The 19,342-nt window shown below is 46.5% G+C and carries 18 protein-coding genes and 1 tRNA gene; 4 read left to right on the top strand and 15 right to left on the bottom strand.

Translation table 11 applies throughout. The features are described from left to right. Nucleotides 1-9: 9 nt before the first annotated feature. Nucleotides 10-1,173, bottom strand: a complete 1,164-nt coding sequence (locus AR1Y2_RS01800) for an AI-2E family transporter (protein WP_137327427.1) — start codon at nucleotides 1,171-1,173, stop codon at nucleotides 10-12. Between the two features lie 247 nt (nucleotides 1,174-1,420). Between AR1Y2_RS01800 and AR1Y2_RS01795 the strand changes: the two genes are divergently transcribed. Together AR1Y2_RS01795 and AR1Y2_RS01790 are read left to right on the top strand one after the other, a co-directional pair. Beyond that, nucleotides 1,421-1,493 (top strand) — tRNA-Lys (locus AR1Y2_RS01795). Between the two features lie 106 nt (nucleotides 1,494-1,599). After that, on the top strand, nucleotides 1,600-2,079 hold the full coding sequence (locus AR1Y2_RS01790) for a C-GCAxxG-C-C family protein (RefSeq protein WP_137327426.1): 480 nt from the start codon (nucleotides 1,600-1,602) through the stop codon (nucleotides 2,077-2,079). A 297-nt stretch (nucleotides 2,080-2,376) separates the two neighbouring features. Here the strand turns inward: AR1Y2_RS01790 and iolE are convergent, their stop codons facing one another. The 8 genes from iolE to trmB all read right to left on the bottom strand — a co-directional run bounded on the left by iolE (nucleotide 2,377) and on the right by trmB (nucleotide 12,706). Further along, complete coding sequence (gene iolE / locus AR1Y2_RS01785; RefSeq protein ID WP_137327425.1) at nucleotides 2,377-3,276, bottom strand: myo-inosose-2 dehydratase; 900 nt, start codon at nucleotides 3,274-3,276, stop codon at nucleotides 2,377-2,379. Nucleotides 3,277-3,406: 130 nt separating this feature from the next. Further along, a complete protein-coding gene (locus AR1Y2_RS01780) occupies nucleotides 3,407-4,984 on the bottom strand; it encodes a response regulator (RefSeq protein ID WP_137327424.1) in 1,578 nt (525 codons plus the stop codon). Nucleotides 4,985-4,997: 13 nt separating this feature from the next. Then, on the bottom strand, nucleotides 4,998-6,731 hold the full coding sequence (locus AR1Y2_RS01775; RefSeq protein WP_137327423.1) for a cache domain-containing sensor histidine kinase: 1,734 nt from the start codon (nucleotides 6,729-6,731) through the stop codon (nucleotides 4,998-5,000). Nucleotides 6,732-7,384: 653 nt separating this feature from the next. After that, nucleotides 7,385-8,404, bottom strand: a complete 1,020-nt coding sequence (locus AR1Y2_RS01765) for a Gfo/Idh/MocA family protein (protein WP_137327422.1) — start codon at nucleotides 8,402-8,404, stop codon at nucleotides 7,385-7,387. A gap of 216 nt (nucleotides 8,405-8,620) precedes the next feature. After that, nucleotides 8,621-9,562, bottom strand: a complete 942-nt coding sequence (locus AR1Y2_RS01760) for a substrate-binding domain-containing protein (RefSeq protein WP_137327421.1) — start codon at nucleotides 9,560-9,562, stop codon at nucleotides 8,621-8,623. A gap of 13 nt (nucleotides 9,563-9,575) precedes the next feature. Continuing rightward, on the bottom strand, nucleotides 9,576-11,357 hold the full coding sequence (locus tag AR1Y2_RS01755) for an ABC-F family ATP-binding cassette domain-containing protein (RefSeq protein ID WP_137327420.1): 1,782 nt from the start codon (nucleotides 11,355-11,357) through the stop codon (nucleotides 9,576-9,578). Between the two features lie 207 nt (nucleotides 11,358-11,564). Continuing rightward, nucleotides 11,565-11,882, bottom strand: coding sequence for a thioredoxin (trxA, locus tag AR1Y2_RS01750; protein WP_175403562.1), 318 nt, complete (start codon nucleotides 11,880-11,882; stop codon nucleotides 11,565-11,567). Nucleotides 11,883-12,070: 188 nt separating this feature from the next. Beyond that, nucleotides 12,071-12,706, bottom strand: coding sequence for a tRNA (guanosine(46)-N7)-methyltransferase TrmB (gene trmB / locus AR1Y2_RS01745; protein ID WP_137327418.1), 636 nt, complete (start codon nucleotides 12,704-12,706; stop codon nucleotides 12,071-12,073). Nucleotides 12,707-12,832: 126 nt separating this feature from the next. Between trmB and AR1Y2_RS01740 the strand changes: the two genes are divergently transcribed. Next, entirely contained in the window at nucleotides 12,833-13,276 is a 444-nt protein-coding gene (locus tag AR1Y2_RS01740; protein ID WP_137327417.1) for a CYTH domain-containing protein, read from the top strand. A 21-nt stretch (nucleotides 13,277-13,297) separates the two neighbouring features. Continuing rightward, nucleotides 13,298-13,942, top strand: a complete 645-nt coding sequence (locus tag AR1Y2_RS01735) for a hypothetical protein (protein ID WP_137327416.1) — start codon at nucleotides 13,298-13,300, stop codon at nucleotides 13,940-13,942. 91 nt (nucleotides 13,943-14,033) lie between these two features. On the opposite strand, the gene atpC is transcribed toward AR1Y2_RS01735, so the two are convergent. From atpC to atpF, 6 genes are read right to left on the bottom strand one after another with little or no spacing between them, the layout of a single operon-like run. Beyond that, nucleotides 14,034-14,441, bottom strand: a complete 408-nt coding sequence (atpC, locus tag AR1Y2_RS01730) for an ATP synthase F1 subunit epsilon (protein ID WP_137327415.1) — start codon at nucleotides 14,439-14,441, stop codon at nucleotides 14,034-14,036. Between the two features lie 12 nt (nucleotides 14,442-14,453). Continuing rightward, on the bottom strand, nucleotides 14,454-15,851 hold the full coding sequence (atpD, locus tag AR1Y2_RS01725; protein ID WP_137327414.1) for a F0F1 ATP synthase subunit beta: 1,398 nt from the start codon (nucleotides 15,849-15,851) through the stop codon (nucleotides 14,454-14,456). 19 nt (nucleotides 15,852-15,870) lie between these two features. Continuing rightward, complete coding sequence (gene atpG, locus AR1Y2_RS01720; RefSeq protein ID WP_137327413.1) at nucleotides 15,871-16,728, bottom strand: ATP synthase F1 subunit gamma; 858 nt, start codon at nucleotides 16,726-16,728, stop codon at nucleotides 15,871-15,873. Between the two features lie 14 nt (nucleotides 16,729-16,742). Then, nucleotides 16,743-18,254 carry a F0F1 ATP synthase subunit alpha gene (gene atpA, locus AR1Y2_RS01715; protein ID WP_137327412.1) on the bottom strand — a complete coding sequence of 504 codons (1,512 nt, stop codon included), beginning with the start codon at nucleotides 18,252-18,254 and terminating at the stop codon, nucleotides 16,743-16,745. 27 nt (nucleotides 18,255-18,281) lie between these two features. Then, nucleotides 18,282-18,827: an ATP synthase F1 subunit delta gene (gene atpH / locus AR1Y2_RS01710; RefSeq protein WP_137327411.1), complete on the bottom strand. Its 546-nt coding sequence runs from the start codon at nucleotides 18,825-18,827 to the stop codon at nucleotides 18,282-18,284. Next, nucleotides 18,815-19,330, bottom strand: coding sequence for a F0F1 ATP synthase subunit B (gene atpF, locus AR1Y2_RS01705; RefSeq protein WP_137327410.1), 516 nt, complete (start codon nucleotides 19,328-19,330; stop codon nucleotides 18,815-18,817). The genes atpH and atpF overlap by 13 nt, the downstream gene beginning before the upstream one ends. Between the last annotated feature and the right edge of the window lie 12 nt (nucleotides 19,331-19,342).

The raw sequence follows: 19,342 nt of genomic DNA, 5'->3' as shown, positions 1-19,342 counted from the left end.
TCCTTCCTCCTAATCGATATTCAGATTCTTTTTGTATAGCCTGTAGTTTACCCAATTATTGATCAAGTACTGTACCACTGCAAAAAACGGTACTCCCAGGAACATCCCCAAAGGTCCGAAGTAAGCACCTCCCACTGTAATGGAAAACAGGATCAGGATTGGGCGGACACCAGTAGAATTGCCCAGGATCTTCGGTCCCAGTACCAGTCCGTCAAACTGCTGCAAAACCAGGATCATCGCAAGGAAGATCAGTGCTTTATACGGACTCACGATAAACAGGATAAATGCGCCCGGAACAGCTCCGATAAACGGTCCGAAATATGGGATCATGTTCGTCACTCCAACGATGACACTGATCAGCACAGTGTAGGGAAGATGAAGGATGCTCATAAGAAAGAAACAGAGACATCCGATGATCAGGGAGTCTAGTGACTTTCCGATGATATATCCGGAAAAGATGTTGTGACACTCTTTCAGTCCGTGGATAACCGGCACAGCTGCATCATACGGAAAAACAGCGAAAATGATTCTGCGGCAGGAGCTTTTTAAAATCTGCTTATCTGCTGTCATATAGATGGAGACCACAAAAGCGATAAACAAATTAAATAACCACTTCACAAATGATATTGAAAAATTATAGAGCATTGGAATCGCATCCGTCAGCATCTGGTTGGACAGCTGCACAAGCTTCGGCAGGCTTTTGGTCTCAAGTGTGTCCATCAATTCAGGAGGCATCAGTCCGGAACCGCTCTCCTTGTAGTGATCCAGCATCCCCATGATCTTATCAGAGATCACCGGGATCTGATTGGACAACTCTTTGATACTGTCATAGAGCTGAGGAACAATGAAGATCAGACAGATGGTGAGTGCCCCTACTAATATAATGTAGGTAGTAAGAATCGCCGCTGCCCGATTAATCTTCTTTCTCTTTTCACCGAATAATGTTACAAATACTTTCTCATTAAAGAAACCCACAACCGGATTCATAACGTATGCAATCAGAAAGCCAATAAAAAACGGAAAGATCGTATCCCACAGATCTGTCAGGATACCGATGGTCGATGCCCAATTATTCACCAGACGGAAAATAATACATCCGATCAAGATCACGACGATCGAATAAATCGATATGGTAAAGTACTTTTTATTGGATTCAAATTTATTATTTTTCAAATTTTACACTCCTTCTTCTATCCCAGGGCACAATCAAATTTTGGGTTTATTCTAGCACAAAGATGCGGAAAAGTATAGGGTCCAGGGGCTTTTGCTCTTCTTCTTTTCCTCTTAATCAGATTAAAATATCGGCTTCTTTTAACGGCCGACAAAAAAATACAAAAAAATTTTCATTTTTCACTTGCAATTATCAAAAACATCATATATAATAATCCTTGCGTTGAAAAAGCAGCGCACAAAGAAATAAGCGTGATTAGCTCAGTTGGTAGAGCACCTGACTCTTAATCAGGGTGTCGAGGGTTCGAGCCCCTCATCGCGTATTAAAACACTATTTTTGGCTTGTTTGGGGCTGGGGATGGTGTTTTTTGTTTATATTTTTATTTGATAAAACCGTTTCCGCAACACGCAAAAGAAAAGGAGCCACATATGAACATTGATCTCACTTCCAGTCAATATGCCCAAAAGGCCATGGATTTATTTAAAGAAGGCTACAACTGTTCCCAGTCTGTATTTCTGGCCTTCCAGGACCTCTATGATATGGACAGGAAGACCGCACTGAGATTGAGTTCTTCTTTCGGCGGAGGTATGGGAAGACTCCGGGAGGTCTGCGGATCCGTCAGCGGTATGTTTCTTGCTGCCGGTATCCTGTACGGATACGATTCCCCCACTGACCGCCAAGCCAAGACAGAGCATTACAGGCACATCCAGGAACTTGCCCGCTCATTTGAAGATGTAAACGGCTCCATCGTCTGCCGCGAACTGCTGGGCCTGGAGCAGAAAAAGGAAACCTACGTCCCTGAGGAACGCACAAAAGATTATTATAAGAAGCGTCCCTGTGCCCAGATCGTCGGCTGTGCCGCTTACATTATGGAGGACTATATAAAAAGCCACCCTATCCTTCCATAAGAAACACAAGACTTTCTTAATGTTTGTTTATAGGATGTTTAGAATTGTTTAGTTTCTATACATTGTATTCGGATATAAAACTGATATACTTAAGACATAGTTTTTCATATATATTTTAATCCTCTCTTTTCATTAAAGACCCCGCAGGCATGCGGGGTCTTTTGTTTGTAACAAATGAATTTTCTATTTTCTATCGCCACATAGTTACCCCATATTATAGGTTCTCTGGGCAGAAAATGCTGTCAGAAGAACTTTTCGTTCCTCCAACAGCATTTTGTCTATTCTATATCATTATTCTTATAATCCAGTTTTCTCAGCGATGAATTTTCTTGCCTTCATGGCATATTCAAGCGGATTTGCCTTGGCCGGATCCTGTTCTGCCTCTACCAGCATATATCCTTCATATCCTGAATCTTCAAGCACCTTAAAGATCGGATCAAAATCAATACATCCGTCACCCGGTACCGTAAACGCCCCCATACGCACACCATCTAAGAAGCTTAAGTTTTCTGCTTTCACTTTTTCTACGATTTCCGGACGGATATCCTTAAGATGGACATGTTTGATGCGGTCCACATATTTTTTCACCATTTCAAGAGGATCTGCCCCGCAGTATGTAAAATGCCCTGTATCAAATAACAGATTCACATATTCAGGATCTGTGTTTGCCATCATTCTTTCCACTTCATCCGGGTCCTGTACCACAGTTCCCATATGATGGTGGAAGGTTAAGCTGATGCCGTATTCTTCTTTTGCGATTTTTCCTAACTTATTCATTCCCGTACAGAAGGTTTCCCACTCTTCGTCATTCATCACATACTTATGTCCAAAGATCGGAGTATCCAGCATACCCTGTACACTGTGGCTCTGTTCAGAAGCACCAATGATCTTTGCTCCCACAGCCTTTAAGAAACTCAGTTGAGCGCGGAACTCTTTTTCCACCTCTTCAAATGGCTTTGTGATCAAAAATGATGAGAACCACTGATTGCAGATCTCCATTCCCCGGAGTTTCAGGGCCTTTTTTAGAACCTCTGGGTCCTTTGGATATTTATTTCCTACTTCGGAACCAGTGTACCCTGCCAATGCCATTTCACTGACACACTGCTCAAAGGTGTTTTCTTTTCCAAGATCCGGAAGATCATCGTTGGTCCAAGCGATCGGGGCAATTCCTAATTTTACTTTTTCTTTGTTAAACATAGCACTTCTCCTTTATCCGTGTTCTTTTTTGATCTGAATAAAGGATACCACGGTAGAGGATCAAAAAAATCGGGAATATTTTTAGCTTTGTTGTACTAAAAATAGATATTCCCGATTTTGTGTCTTATTTTTAGGACCTCCTGCGGTACTCTGCCGGACTGATACCATTGAGCCGTTTAAATGCCTTTGAAAAATAGTGATAATCGTTAAATCCCGATTCCAAAGCCACGTCCTTGATCTTGTAGCTGGTATTTTTCAGCAGGTCCTTTGCATATTCCACCCGTAGTTCCAGAAGGAAACCAGAAAACCCTATCCCCATCTCCTGCTTAAACAGATAACTCAGGTAGGCAAAATTAAGGCCTACTGCATCTGCCACCTCCTGGAGCCCTATCTGCTCCTTAAAATGCTCCCTGATATACTGGACAGCCTGTCTGATCTGCGTTCCAGCGCTTTCCGGCACCTCTTTACCCACTCCCAGGAAGATCTTTTTTCTGTAGTCCTCAAATATCTGTTTAAGCTGCTCCACATGGGTCAGCTTAAACAGCTCTTCCTGGCTGTGTTCCGTTCCTACCGCCGTGTCCAGCCTGCGGATCCACCGGAAGATGATCTTGGGATCTGTCCTCAGCTCCCGGCACATGTCTATGACCTGTCCGAATTCCGCCTTCATCTCCTTTTCCCTGCGTCCCGCGGCATATTCCCTCGCATGGCTTAGAAGCTCCTGGGCACAATCTGGCATCTTTGTGCCGATAGCCTTCTGGCTGTCAAAATACAGAATATCACTGTCCTCATAAAAACTCAGCTTGATCGTCTCCCTTGCCTGCTGGTACGCCTGGCGGATCCCGCCCTCACCGATGCAGATGTTGCTGACCCCGATGTCATAGTCATAGGGTTCTTCCTTACAGCACTGGAAACAGGCAGAGGCCACACTGGTGAGCTTCTGCTTCATCACACTGCTCCTGCTTAGATCCGAAAGATCCAAAAAACAACAGAAGATTCCTCCGCCCAGAGAGATCGTCTCTGCCTTGCAGCTCTCTTCCCCCAGGAGCATTTCCAGCTGTTTGGAAAGCCGCTCGATAAATCCCGCCGCATACTGCTCTGTCTCCGCCGGAGACTGGCCGTCCTTAATACCCATCCACCCTGGTATGAACATATTTACAACAGCGCTGTTCATGTATTTTCCTTTAATGCCGGCTTCCTTCCGCCTTTCCTCCCTCTCCTTAAGACTCATGTCCCCAGCCAGGATCTCGTTAAAAAACCGGATTTTTAAGGACTGGCTTCCGGCTCTGATGAGCTTCTTTGTCCGCTCCTCATCCGTGTTCTGCTTTTTCATGCTGTCCATATGGTGCTCCGCATTTTTCAGTACCTCAAAAAGAGAATCCTCATCTAAAGAATTTTTTAGCACATATTCATTGGCTCCCAGCCGCATGGCCTCTTTCACATAATTAAAATCATCATGGCAGCTCAGAACGATAATATATGTAGACAGGCCCATCTCCCGCACCTTCCGTATCAGATCGATTCCATCCATCAGAGGCATGGAGATATCGGTTACGATAACATCCGGCGGCTGCTCCTTGATCATACCCAGGGCCTCCTCGCCGTCCCGGAGATCCGCGGTGATCTCATAGCCTGCTTTCTCCCAGGCATCCAGCTGTTTTAAATAGCTCCGCACTAAAAAATCGTCATCTACAATGATCGTTCGGTACATGGCGTTTCTCCTTTCACACTGCATACAGATTCTGCTCTTTGTAAGCCGGAAGGTAAAGATATGCCGAAGTTCCGTCAGAATTGCTGTCATATCCAAGGCCGGCATTATTTCCGTAATACAGCTCCAGTCTCTCGCGGACATTGGCTACCCCGATCCCGCTGAGCCCATTTGTTTTTTTCGTCTTCTTTGTCAGTAAATCGTAAATCTGTTCCTGGGTCATACCCCGTCCGTTATCTTTGACACTGATACAGAGATATTCCTCCTCAATCATAGCTTTAATCTCAATCCGGCTGTTATCTTTTTTCATATCAAGCCCGTGAAGGATGGAGTTCTCCACCAGCGGCTGCAGGATCAGACGGGGTACAAAACAGCTTCCTGCCTTCTCGTCAATCTCATACTCCACATCAAAATGCCCGTCATACCGAATCTTCTGCAGATGGATATAATTGTTCAGGATATGCAGCTCATCAGAAACCGTAACAAAGGTCCCTTTTTTGTTGACGCTGGCCTGCAGAAGCTCCACAAAATCTCCGATCAGATTCCCAAGCTCCTTTTCGCCCTTCAGCAGAGCTGCAAACTTTATGGAGTTTAATGTATTGTACATAAAGTGCGGGGTAATCTGGTACTGGAGCGCTTCCAGTTCCGCATCCTTTTTAAGCCCCTCTTCTTTGATCAGGCGCTCAATGAGCTTTTCAATCTGGTTCAGCATGTTATTGAAGTCGTTGGAGAGTCTGCCGATCTCATCGTTTGTGTGCACTTCCACCCGCTTATCCAGCTCTCCCCCGCTGACCTCATCCATGGCCTCCGTCAGGTTCCTTAACGGTTCATACATGGCTCTGGTAGCAAAATAAGTAGGAATCATGGAGATCCCAAGAAACAGGAATAAAAATGCCAATAGAAAATACTTAAGCTGATTCAGGTCGCTTAACACCACGCTTTTTTCCACAGTGATAAAGAAACTGCATCCGGTGAACACCGTCTTATAACTGATCCCTATGACTGCAGGATATCTCTTGTTGACAATACCGTTTTGCTGGACATTCGGGAAATCGCTGTTTTTATATAATTTCCCCATGGACTCCGCATTCTTTGTGGAGACAATGGCATTCTCCCTGTTCAGCAGTACTGCCTCGGAGGATTTGCCGTCGTTTAGGATATCAAGGTATTTATAATAGATGGCCCGCTCCTCGATATTGCACATAACATAGCCGATGGTCCTTCCTTCATCTGACGTGAGCGGTTCAATAAAAGACAATACTTTTTTCTGGTTTCTTACCGGATCCGTTATAATCACCGGATGATCCTTTTGGGCAACCTCCTCCACACTCTTAAGGATGGACCGCTTTACCTTTTTATCGTAAATAGGATAGTCTTCTGACGTTACAATGGTCTTCTGCCCCGGCATCACCAGATACACGGAACCGATATCACTGTTCCGTTTTTTAAACCTGCCCAGGATGGATGACATCTTTTCCAGTCTCCCCACCTTCTTTGTTCGGGAATAACTCTCTGCCTGGCTCACAAGTTCATCGTCATCAGAGGTCTGGAGCGTGATGTAATAGATCTCCTTCATGGCATCATCAAATGCATTTCCTACCTGTTCTATACGACCGTATAGGTTCTGTCCATAATTGTCTTCGATCATCTGGGTAGACTTCAGGTAGAACACCAGAGTGATCGCTGATGCGGTCAAAAGCGTGATGCTGATAATCGCTAAGAATACTTTACTCCGCATACTGTGTATCATGCCCTGCCTCCTCTCCCTGCCCAGATATCCTCCGCTAGCCTGAGCCGACATGCCAATGTCAGTTCAGGCTAACGGTAAAGCTTGAAAAATATCTATTTTCCATACTTTACATAAACAATTTTTTCTATATTTAAATTATACCTTATCGTGCAAAGCACGTCCACCCGAAGGGTATAAAATACGGTGTGCCCTGTGGGAATGAGTTATTTACCACTATTTCCGTCGCGCTTTTGAAATGCGCTCCTCCAATAGTGGTAAATAACTTTTGAAAAGTGTCACCCTTCTTTTAACAGAAGCCTTTCTCCAGCAGATATTACGTCCATTTTCTACATGATTGGAGTGAGGCATTCTAAGAGCCGAACGGAAATCATGTGGAACATGTCATACCTTATCGTGCAAAGCACGCCAAGCCCTAAGGGCATAAAAAACCGTGTGCCCTCCTGGGTATGAGTTTTTCTCCATTGTCTCCAGTCGGCTCTGGAAAGGCCTCCTTCCGACAATGAAGAAAAACTATCGTAGGATGGCACTTTCTGTTTAACTGTCATCCTTATCCAGCAGACACTACGTCCATGTTCTACATGATTGGAGTGAGGCATTCTAAGAGCCGAACGGAAATCATGTGGAACATGTCCTTTGCACAAAAAAAGTGTCAACTAGTACTGGATCTTTGCAGTACAGCCCTTTTTCCACGCTTCTGTTGTGGCAAAACCGATCTGTGTGGATTTTGTGCCGTCATATACGGTCACATCCGGCTTTGTGCCGCTCTGGACACAGTTGATGAATTCCTTCATTTCCAACAGGTATGCCTCTGCAAACCGTTCTGCAAAACCGCTGACACATTCTGTCACAGCTCCGTTCTCATCGTAGATCATACACAGGTTCTTTTCCGGTACAGGACTGATTCTCAGGCTTCCCTCTGTTCCGATGATCTCTGTCTCCACATGATATCCATGGGCCGCTGTACGCCCAACATGTACAAATCCCAGTGCACCGTTCTCACATTTGTACATGGCTGCCCCCGTCTCGTCATCCCCTGCCTCCCTGAATTCGGGATGTTTAAACGTGGCCCCTGCAGCGTAGACTTCCACCGGATCGGATTCCAAAAGCCAGCGCATTAAATCGATATCATGGATTGCCATGTCGATAAAAATACCGCCGCTGGTGGCTGCAAATTTTACTGCTCCCTCCACCAGAGCTTCCGGGTCGATCCCTGCCGCTTTTACCATATACGGCTTACCAATGGCTCCCTCCTGGATTTTCTTTTTCGCATAAGCGTAGGATGGGTCATAACGGCGCATAAATCCAAGAAAAAATGTAAGCTCTGGGTGGCGTTCCACCGCGGCCTCCGCTGTTTTACATTCATTGACCGTAACCCCGAGAGGTTTATCGCAAAAAACATGTTTTCCAGCGTCCAATGCTGCTTTGATCTGCCAGCAGTGTTCTCCGCTCGTGGTCACCACCGCCACGACATCAATGTCTGCTTTATCTAACATCTCATAAAAATCTGTATAAACATCGGTTACCCCGAAATGTTCTGTGGCATATTCCAATTCCTCTGGCGCGATCGAACAGGCCGCTGTAAGTTCCGCGTTTGGAATCTTGAATGCGATATTCTCTGCATGTAATTTCCCTAATCTTCCTAAACCAGCAATACCTACTCTTACTTTGTTCATGGTAAGTTCTCCTTTTCTGATCAATCTTGTTAGTCCTGTACGGCAGATAAACTTATCCCTGCCTTCAGTGCTATTTTACCTTTCAGAACTGGGGAGTGTATCTATGGATTTTTTTAGATTTGATTCTTATTTTTTATAAGCCGGGCAGCTTATCCTGTGCACGCTGAAAAAAGAGATCCTCCGTTGCCTGAGGATCCCTTTCTCAATGTACTTTTTTTAGTTTTTGGGTTTTATTTTTAGATCTGCCTTGATAATCTTCTGCACTGGCTGTTTGATTCCCTTTTTTTCATTCACAATATACCGGATAGTCTCATAACCGATCTCATAACCTGGTTGGTAGGCCAGGGCAGCGATCCTTCCCTTTTTGACGGCATCCAATGCGTCCTCCTGTGCATCTACGGTGGCAATCAGTACCGGCTGATCCTCCAGATACTCCATAATACCCAGAGCTGTAACAGCACTGGTGGCAAAGATCCCGTTTAAGTCCGGATGCTCCTTCATGAGTCTTGAGATCTCCTGCTCTGACATCCTCTGATTGCTGTACCCGCTTTCTGTAAAGGCTATTTGGATATGTGTGTTCCTTTCTATGTAGTCTTTAAATCCTTTGAGCCTGGCTGCGTGGGAACTCTGTTTCAGATTTCCTGAGATAATGCCCACTGACCCTTTTTCTTCCATCTGCCCTGCCAGATACTCTGCCAAATCCCTGCCTGCCTTTTCGTTGTCGATGCCAATGTACGGGACTCCCTTTTCCATAATTTTGGTGTCATAGGAAACCACCGTGATATGCTTCTTTTCTGCCTTCTTTAAATATTCTTTTGCATTATAAGAATCGATAGGCGACACTGCCAATGCGTCAATGTCTTTTTTCAGCAGGCTGTCGATCATCTGCTGCTGTGCTTTTTCATCCGTCTCCGTGTCAGGCGACATAATAATGACCGACACGCCAAGATCTGCGGCAGCCTTTTCCATGCCGGAACACACAGACATCCAGTATTCGCTGTCCCTGGACTTGGTTACGATACCGATGACGTATTTGGGGTTCTCTGTCTCTAAGGACTTCTCCTTGTGGCAGCCGAGCACGCTTCCAGCAAGCAACAAACATAAAAGGACCGCACAGGCAGCACCTGGTCTCCTCCGTTTTCCGAATCTCTTTTTCATTGATCTCCACCTCTCAGGAATTTTGGGCTTCAATTCTTTCCGCTAAGTCGTTTAAATAGACCCACCGTTCCATTTTTTCATTCAGCTGTTGTTCCAATTCCTCTTTTTGGGCTGTCAAGTCTGCAAGCTTTGTATACTGGCTGGAATTCTCCTCCATTAGCTGCTCCACCTCTGATATCTTTTCTTCCAGCTTTTCAATATCCTCATCAATCGTGTCATATTCTCTCTGCTCATGATAGGAGAATTTCAGTTTCGTATTCTTCGGTTTCCATGATTTTTTCTCTGTCTTCTCTTTTGTTTTCTTTGGCTCCTCAGGGCTTCTGGCTCTCAGATAATCAGAATATCCCCCCTCATACTGGGTCAGTCTGCCTCCATCCTCAAAGGCAAAGATCCTCTCCGCAATCCGGTCCAGAAAGTAGCGGTCGTGGGAAACAGCGATCACTATGCCTTGGAAGGAATCCAGATAATCCTCCAGAACTCTTAAGGTTGCAATATCCAGGTCATTGGTCGGCTCATCCAGGATCAGTACATTGGGTGCGTCCATCAATACTTTCAGCAGATAAAGCCTTCTTTTTTCACCCCCGGAAAGCTTGGATAGAGGTGTGTACTGCATAGATGGCGTAAACAAGAATCTCTCCAGCATCTGGGACGCACTGATCTTACCGCTGGAAGTTTCTATATAGTCCGCCACATTGCGGATATAATCGATCACCCGGATATCTCCATCCATGTCCTCATTTTCCTGTGCGAAATATCCGATCTTTACCGTATCACCGGTGACAACCTCTCCTGCATCAGGTTCCAGGCGCCCTGTGATAATCTTCATCAGGGTGGACTTGCCGCATCCGTTCGGGCCGATGATCCCCAGCCGGTCATCCCTTAAAATGATGTAAGTGAAGTCTTCTATGAGCCTTTTTTCTCCGTATGCCTTACAAATTTGATGGAGTTCGATGGTTTTCTTGCCGAGCCTTGTGCCGACAGAATCCATCGCAACATTCTGCGCTTCCTTAGGACCCTCCATATCTTTTAGCTGCTCATAGCGGGAAAGCCTCGCTCTCTGCTTGGTCCCTCTTCCCTGAGGGCCCCGCTTCACCCATTCCAGCTCTGTGCGCAGCACACTCTGGCGTTTGCGTTCGGTGGCGAGTTCCATCTCTTCCCTCTGTGCCTTCAAAGCCAGGAATCCTGAGTAATTAGAGTCATAGGTATACAGTTTGCCCTGATCGATCTCTACGATCTTGTTGGTGACACGGTCCAGAAAATACCGGTCATGGGTCACCATGATCAAGACTCCCTTAAATCTGTTCAAATAATCTTCCAGCCACAGGGCCATATCGTTATCAATATGGTTGGTGGGCTCGTCCAGGATCAGCACCTCGGCCGGATCCACCAGAGTTCTTGCAAGCGCCACTCTTTTTTTCTGTCCACCTGAAAGATGGCTTACAGATTCCTCAAAATCAAAAATACCCAGCTTGGTAAGAATGGTCTTGGCTTCGCTCACGGGCTCCCCGCCGTCCGCATCCTGTTTCCCTTCCGTCACGTAGGAAAGCACCTTGGCTCCCTCAGGAAACTCAGGATTCTGGGGAAGGAATGCTGTTCGTATCCCCCTTCCGAATATAACTTCTCCCTCGTCTGGAAGCTCCAGTCCCGCAATCACCTTTAACAGAGTCGACTTTCCCGTTCCATTGACTCCCAGGATCCCGATCTTGTCCCCCTGGTGCACCCCGAGTGAGATGTCGTCAAATATGGTCTTGTCTCCAAAAATCTTACTTACATGTTCTATATTTAATATATTCATGTGTCCACCTTTTCTTTATCATTCTCTGCTTTTTAGTTTAATTGCTGTCCTCTCCGTTGTCAAACAGAAGTACAAAAGCGCTAACGAGAGTTATCATTGCGTAATAAGCAGAATACTAAGACAACTGACAGGACCCATTATGAGGCATAAAAAATGGACAGCAGATTCTTCTGCCGTCCGTTTTTTATCTCTGATATGGGAACAAAATTACCTGGCTTTATCTACTGCCGCCATCAATTCTTCTTTAGGAACAGCTCCCACAACCTTCGCTGCCACCTGTCCGTCCTTAAATACCAGAAAGGTAGGCACTGACATGACGCCGTACTGCGCTGCGATATCACTGTTCTCATCAATATCCAGCTTTCCGACTTTAATGCTGTCTTTGTACTCTTCTGCCAGTTCTTCCACTACCGGTCCCATCATCCTGCACGGTCCGCACCATGTTGCAAACATATCGACAAGTACCGGCTGATCTGAGTCTAACACTTCTGCCTGGAAATTTTCTTTCGTAAACGTATACTCCATAATACTTCTCCTTACCTTGACCGGCATAAACAATCTTTCGCTTCCTCCAGCGAAGCTACCAGGCGGCAAAACCATTTCCTGGACTTCGGATGCTGGTAGAAAAATTGATTTACCTTTACTTGACACTTTTTCTGTTTCATAATTATCTTACCACTTTTTTATTATAGTATGCAACATTGGTAAAAATATTAACGGTAAGCCACCAGGCGGCAGATCGGCTTGCCCTCTTTGGAAAATCTAGTTTCATATTCTGTCATAACATTCTCTTTCGCATACTCACTGTTGTGCAGGTCAAAGGTGTGATTTAAAAGCTTCCAGCCAGCTTCCTCTGTCTGCTCCAGGGAAAAGTCAAACAGTCCCCTGTTGTCCGTTTTAAAAATAACCTGCCCATCCTTTGCTAAGATATGGTCATACCGCTCATAAAACCTCGTGGACGTGAGCCTTCTCTTGGCATGACGCTCTTTGGGCCACGGATCGGAAAAGTTCAGATAGATCCGGCTGACCTCTCCCTCCTCAAATACTTCCTCCAGATTTTCTGCATCCATACGGATCAACCTCAAGTTATCCCCCTCGAATTCTTCTGTCTTTTCCACTGCTCTCACCAGAACACTGGAAAATTTCTCGATCCCTATATAATTGATCTCCGGATGTTTATGGGCCAGTGTCAAAAGAAACTTCCCTTTTCCCATACCGATCTCTATATGAATCGGGCGGTCATTGCCGAACATCTCCCTCCATCTGCCTTTCCACTCTTCTGGCTCACAGACTGAAAATGGGCTGGCCGCTATCATGTCTGCCGCTCCCGGCACATTTCTTAAACGCATTCTAATTTCCTCGCCTTCTCTGTATTCATTCTTCTAACACATTTTAAAAGCTTTCCGTCTGGTTGTCAATTTCCTTTGCATTCTGTCTTTGTTGCGTATATAATGAGGAAAAAGGAGGACCCCACTATGGAAATTGAACGCAAGTTTATCGTTAGCGACCCGCCAAAAGACCTTGATTCCTATCCTCATTCTGAGATCGAACAGGGTTATCTGTGCATGGAACCGGTCATCCGGATCCGCAGACTTGACCACGAATACATCCTTACTTATAAGTCCAAAGGGCTGATGAAACGGGCTGAACATGAATTTCCTCTGACAAAGCAGGCCTATGAACACCTAAAAGAAAAGATTGACGGGATCCTCATATACAAGACACGCTACCAGATCCCAACGTCGGACTCCCTGGTCATCGAACTGGATGTATTCCATGACGACCACGAAGGCTTGATGATGGCGGAAGTAGAATTCCCATCGGAGGAGGCAGCGCTTGATTATGAAGGACCTGACTGGTTTGAAGACGAAGTGACTTTGGATCCAAGGTACCAGAATAATAATCTGGCTAACCGCTGAGCCGTATCCTGAGAGGTAAATGTGAAAGAATTTTTAAATCATATCCGACCACCGGTTCAAAATATTCCAATCCGCAAATTGTTATTCACAACATTTGGGGTCTTTCTATTTGGTCTCATAATGGGCATTTTTTCTAAATTCCTGGACTGCTCTCCTTCCAACGAATTGCCCTATGTATTTGAACTACTGGATATCAGAAACTTTTTAGGAAGATTTCCTATCTGGCTGTTTCTTGCATTGCTGATCTCTGTTTACAGCGAGACCCCTGTCTGGGCAGGAGTCCGCACTTTTCTCTTTTTTACAGGAATGCTGATAAGCTATTATGCCTATACAAACTTTATCGCTGGTTTTTTTCCTGTAGATTATATCATGATTTGGGTCAGACTGACTGTTTGCTCGCCGATTTTGGCTGTGTTATGCTGGTATGCCAAAGGCACGGGAATCACTTCCCTTATGTTATCGTCCGGCATTATCGGCATCCTATTTACACAGGCGTTTAATTTTGATCTCACATATTTTAACGTCAGCAACCAAGGGCTGGAAGCGATTCTCTGGTTCATGGCAATCTGTATATTTTGCAAAAATCCTAAACAGCTTGCTCAAATTACAGGGCTATCCATCATCGTTGCAATTCTCTGGAACACGGTTCATCTGTTTCCTTTCTAACAAAAGGACAGAATGTCTGCTGATACAAGGTAAAATACACCGGAAACAGTTTTTATTTCACTGCTTCCGGTGTATTTTGATATAAATTTATTTAATTCTTCTTTGACAATTCTTCTCTGACCAAAGCTCTCCTAAGAGACATCTCCGCCCGGTGAAGATCGCTGTCATTCTTGTGTTTTAGACGTTCTTGCGCACGCCTCTTGGCACGCTCCATCCGCTCCACATCGATCTCTCCCGGCCATTCTGCAACCTCTGCCAGAATATTCACCGCCTCTTTGGTGATCTCCACAAATCCCTTCATCAAAGCAGCCTGCTTTTTAGTGCCGTCTGCCTCTGTGATGGTAAGGATTCCCGGAGCTACGATCATCGTCATCGGGATATGTTTAGGGTAAATCCCCACATTCCCTTCTGTGGTCGTAAACTCAGCCATGCGGACCTCTCCCGTATAAAAGGAACGGTCCGGGGTCGTCACTTCTAATTTCATCAGATTCTCAGCCATTGGATCACCTGCCTACTTTGCGTTCGCACGTTCCACGACCTCATCAATACTTCCCGCATTCAGGAACATTCCCTCAGGAATGTCATCATGTTTGCCGTCTAAGATTTCCTTGAAGCCCTGAATCGTGTCGTTTAAAGTTACATATTTTCCAACCGTACCAGTAAACTGTTCTGCAACAAAGAACGGCTGGGACAGGAATCTCTGAATCTTTCTGGCACGGTCAACGATGAGCTTCTCCTCATCAGAAAGCTCGTCCATACCAAGGATCGCGATAATATCCTGAAGTTCTTTATATCTCTGAAGAATCTCCTGCACCCCTCTGGCTACCTGGTAGTGCTCCTCGCCCACGATCTTTGGATCCAGGATCCTGGATGTGGATTCCAGAGGATCCACCGCCGGATAAATACCCTGTTCCACGATGGCACGGGATAGTACAGTGGTGGCGTCCAGATGCGCAAAGGTCGTAGCAGGCGCCGGGTCGGTCAAGTCATCGGCCGGCACATAGACAGCCTGTACAGATGTGATGGAACCATCTTTCGTGGATGTGATCCGCTCCTGAAGAGCACCCATCTCTGTCTGAAGGGTCGGCTGGTATCCAACCGCACTTGGCATACGTCCGAGAAGCGCTGACACCTCAGATCCCGCCTGCGTGAAACGGAAAATGTTGTCGATGAACAACAGCACATCCTTACCGCCCTCATCACGGAAATTCTCAGCGATGGTAAGGCCGGTAAGTCCCACACGCATACGTGCTCCAGGGGGTTCATTCATCTGGCCGAACACCATGGCCGTCTTATCGATAACCCCTGAATCGCTCATTTCATAATATAAATCATTGCCTTCCCTGGTCCGCTCTCCAACTCCAGTAAATACAGAATATCCGCCGTGCTCTGTGGCGATATTACGGATCAGTTCCTGGATCAGTACAGTCTTTCCTACTCCGGCGCCGCCGAACAGACCGATCTTTCCACCCTTCTGATACGGGCATAAAAGATCCACCACCTTGATTCCTGTCTCCAGGACTTCGGTCTCTGTGGACTGGTCCTTGAATGCAGGTGCCTTTCTGTGGATCGGCAGCCTCTTGGCATTTTCCGGAGCCGGTTTATTGTCAATCGGGTCTCCAAGGACATTAAACATTCTTCCCAGGGTCTGTTCGCCTACAGGCACAGAGATCGGCCCGCCTGTGCAGACAGCCTCCATCCCTCTCACCAGACCGTCTGTGGGTCCCATCGCAATACATCTTACGGTGTCATCTCCCAGATGCTGGGAAACCTCTACAACCAGCTTCTCTCCCTGCTTCGTCTTAATATCAATGGCGTCATTGATCTCCGGCAGATGCCCGTCACTGAACTTGATATCTAAAACCGCACCAATAATCTGGGTGATCTTCCCTGTATGATTATCTGCCATTTAATAATTCCTCCTACTTCTATTCCAGCGCCTCTGCCCCTGAAATGATTTCTGTCAATTCCTGCGTGATGGCGCCCTGTCTTGCCCTGTTATAGGCAAGGCTCAGGTTGTCGATTAATTCTTCGGCGTTGGTCGTTGCTGAATCCATGGCCTGCATCCTGGCGCCGTTCTCGCTGGCAACCGATGTGACGAGCGCACCGAAGATCAAACTGCAGACGTACTTTGGAATCAGCATGGATAATGCCTCCTCCGGTTCCGGCTCATAATTCATGAGAGTTTTGGAATCCTCTCCGTCCTTTTTCTCTGGGTCGATCTCCACAGGGAGCAGCTTGATCATGGTCGGCTCATGGACCACGGTATTTTTAAAATTCGTATATGCCAGATAGATCTCTCCGATCTCACCGTCCTCAAAAGCTTTGAGCACCCGGTTTCCAAGATCGACAGCGTCCTCATACTCCGGTTCGTCAATCATATCAGAGTCGTCGGAAGCGATATGGTAGCCCCGGTTTGCGAGGCTGTCCATAGCCTTGTGCCCCACACCGTAGATCACCGCATCCTCTTTGGAGATCCCGCTGTCCCGGATCATCTTTACGATATTGTTATTATAACCTCCGGCCAGCCCCCGGTTGGAAGATATGGCGATCACCGCCTTCTTCTCTGATCCGTTGGCCTTCAAATAGGGATGGTCGATATTGTCAGACTGGGCTAAGATCGAGGATACCGTCTGGTACATCTTGTCAAAATATGTCCTGGACTCTTCGGCCCTTGCCCTTGCCCGTTGAAGCTTTACAGTGGAGACAAGCTTCATCGCCTTTGTAATCTGTCCGGTGCTTTCTATGCTGGCTTTTCTTCTTTTTATATCAACAATTGATGCCATAAAAGCTCACCTCTTTACTTTGCTTCAAACTGCTGCCTGCACTCTTTGATCGCAGTGATCAGCTGTTCTTCCGCTTCCTTTCCAAGCTCCTTGGTCTCCCGGATCGACCGAAAAACATCGGGATATTTGGTATCGATCAGCTCAAACAGTTCCTTCTGGAAGTCTAAGATATCTTCTACCTTGATCTCCAGCAGATACTTTCTGGTGGCTGCATAAATGATCACTACCTGCTGTTCCACCGGCAGCGGCTGATACTGAGGCTGCTTCAGCACTTCCTTGATCCTCTCACCCTGGGCCAGACGCTCTTTTGTGTCGTCGTCCAGTTCTGAACCAAACTGCGCAAATGCCGCCAGCTCCCGGTACTGTGCAAGGTCGGTACGGATCGGTCCCGCGATCTTTTTCATAGCCTTGATCTGTGCCGCGCCGCCGACCCTGGATACGGAGAGACCTGCATTGATGGCAGGGCGGAACCCTGCATTAAACATCTCAGTCTCCAGATAAATCTGTCCGTCAGTGATAGAGATGACATTGGTAGGGATATACGCTGAAACGTCCCCCGCCTGTGTCTCGATGAGCGGCAGGGCCGTCAAGGAACCGCCTCCCAATTCATCTGAAAGCTTTGCCGCACGCTCCAGAAGCCTGGAGTGGAGATAAAAGACATCTCCCGGATAAGCCTCTCTTCCCGGCGGTCTCCTAAGCAGCAGGGACAGGGTACGGTATGCGGTGGCATGTTTGCTCAGGTCATCATAGATGACAAGAACATCCTCCCCGTTTTCCATCCATTCTTCCCCAATGGCACATCCTGCATATGGGGCGATATACTGGAGCGGAGCCAGCTCACTGGCCGTGGATGCCACAACTGTAGTGTAATCCATGGCTCCGTGTTCTTCTAATGTCTTTACGATATTTGCAACGGTTGAGGACTTCTGTCCGATTGCCACATAGATACAATGAACTCCCTCACCCTTCTGATTGATGATCGTGTCAAGCGCGATGGCAGTCTTACCGGTCTGCCGGTCACCGATGATCAGCTCCCTCTGCCCGCGTCCGATCGGCACCATGGCGTCGATCGCTTTGATTCCTGTCTGAAGCGGAGTATCTACGGATTTTCTTGAGATAACTCCTGATGCTACTCTTTCTATTGGACGGTACTTATCCGACTCGATCGGACCCTTGCCATCGATGGGCTGTCCCAGGGAATTCACAACTCGTCCGGTCATCGCGTCACCCACCGGCACTTCCACGACTCTTCCGGTAGTTTTTACGACATCACCCTCACTGATGTTTGTCTGGTCTCCCAGCAGTACGGCTCCGACGTTGTCTTCTTCCAGGTTCAGTACCATTCCGTATACTTCCCCCGGGAATTCTAAAAGTTCTCCCTGCATGGCCTCATCCAGGCCATGGATCCTTGCAATTCCGTCGGCTACCTGAATCACGGTTCCAATATCAGAGGTTTCAAGCTTGGTAGAGTATTGTTTGATCTGCTCTTTAATGACAGAACTAATCTCTTCTGGCCTTAAATTCATTTTGCTTTCTTGCCTCCTTGCCTATAATCACAACTGTATTTTTGACAGACTTTTTCCCATGGTCTGAAGCTTTGTTTTGATGGAGCTGTCGATGACTCTGTCCTCAAGACGAAGTACCAGCCCTCCGATCAGACTCTCATCCACCTCATAATCCACTTCAAATTCCTTATAATCTGTCAGTTCTTTCATACGAGACACAATGTCTGCCTTCTGTCCTTCGGACAGACTGAAAGCGGAGGCAACCTTAAGGCTCCCTATGCCCTCTTTCTTCTTCATCTGGCTGATGATATAGTCCAGAATCGGCATTATGTCACGGTATCGGTCCTTTTTCACAATGACCAACAAAAAGCCCATCATATCCTCGGAAATCCTGCCTTTGAATGCTGTCTCCAGTATCCGCATTTTTTCCTCTTTTACGATCTTTGGATGGGAAAGCATCTGGTTTAACTCCCCGCTCTCCAAAAATACCCGGCGTACAGCCAGGACTTCCTCCATGACAGTGTCAAGGGTTTTCCTTTCCTCTGCCAGGGTGAGATAGGCATCTCCATATGTTTTGCTGACTAGCTTCGCCATGTCTGATCACCCATCTCCTTTAAGGTCTCTTCCACAAGGGCATCCTGCTTAGCCGGATCGATTTTTTCTGTGATGATCTTTCCTGCCATAGCCACTGCCACCTGGATCATCTCCTGTTTCACCTGATCCCGGACCTTTTTCTTTTCCAGCGCGATCTCATTTTCTGCCCGCTCTGTGATCCTTGCCGCTTCCTGTCTGGCATCCGAAACGATCTCCTCTTCCCTTTTCAGGGCTTTCTTTCTGGCCCGGCTTAAAATCTCATCGGCTTCTTTTTCTATCTCCCTGATCTTTTCTTCATATTCAGCTTTTAATCTGGCTGCTTCTTCTTTATCTGCCGCCGCTGTATCCAGATCGTCTGCAATCTTTTTCTTACGGTCATTTAAAAGCTTTCTGACCGGCTCAAACAATACATAGGATAAAAAAGTAAACATAATAAAGACTGCGATCGCCTGGCACAATACATCAAATCCAAGCTGGATATCAAGTCCAAAGATTCTGTCCACGTCCTGTCCTCC

Source organism: Anaerostipes rhamnosivorans (assembly GCF_005280655.1).
GTDB lineage: Bacteria > Bacillota > Clostridia > Lachnospirales > Lachnospiraceae > Anaerostipes > Anaerostipes rhamnosivorans.
This window is presented reverse-complemented; position numbering and strand designations above follow the sequence as displayed.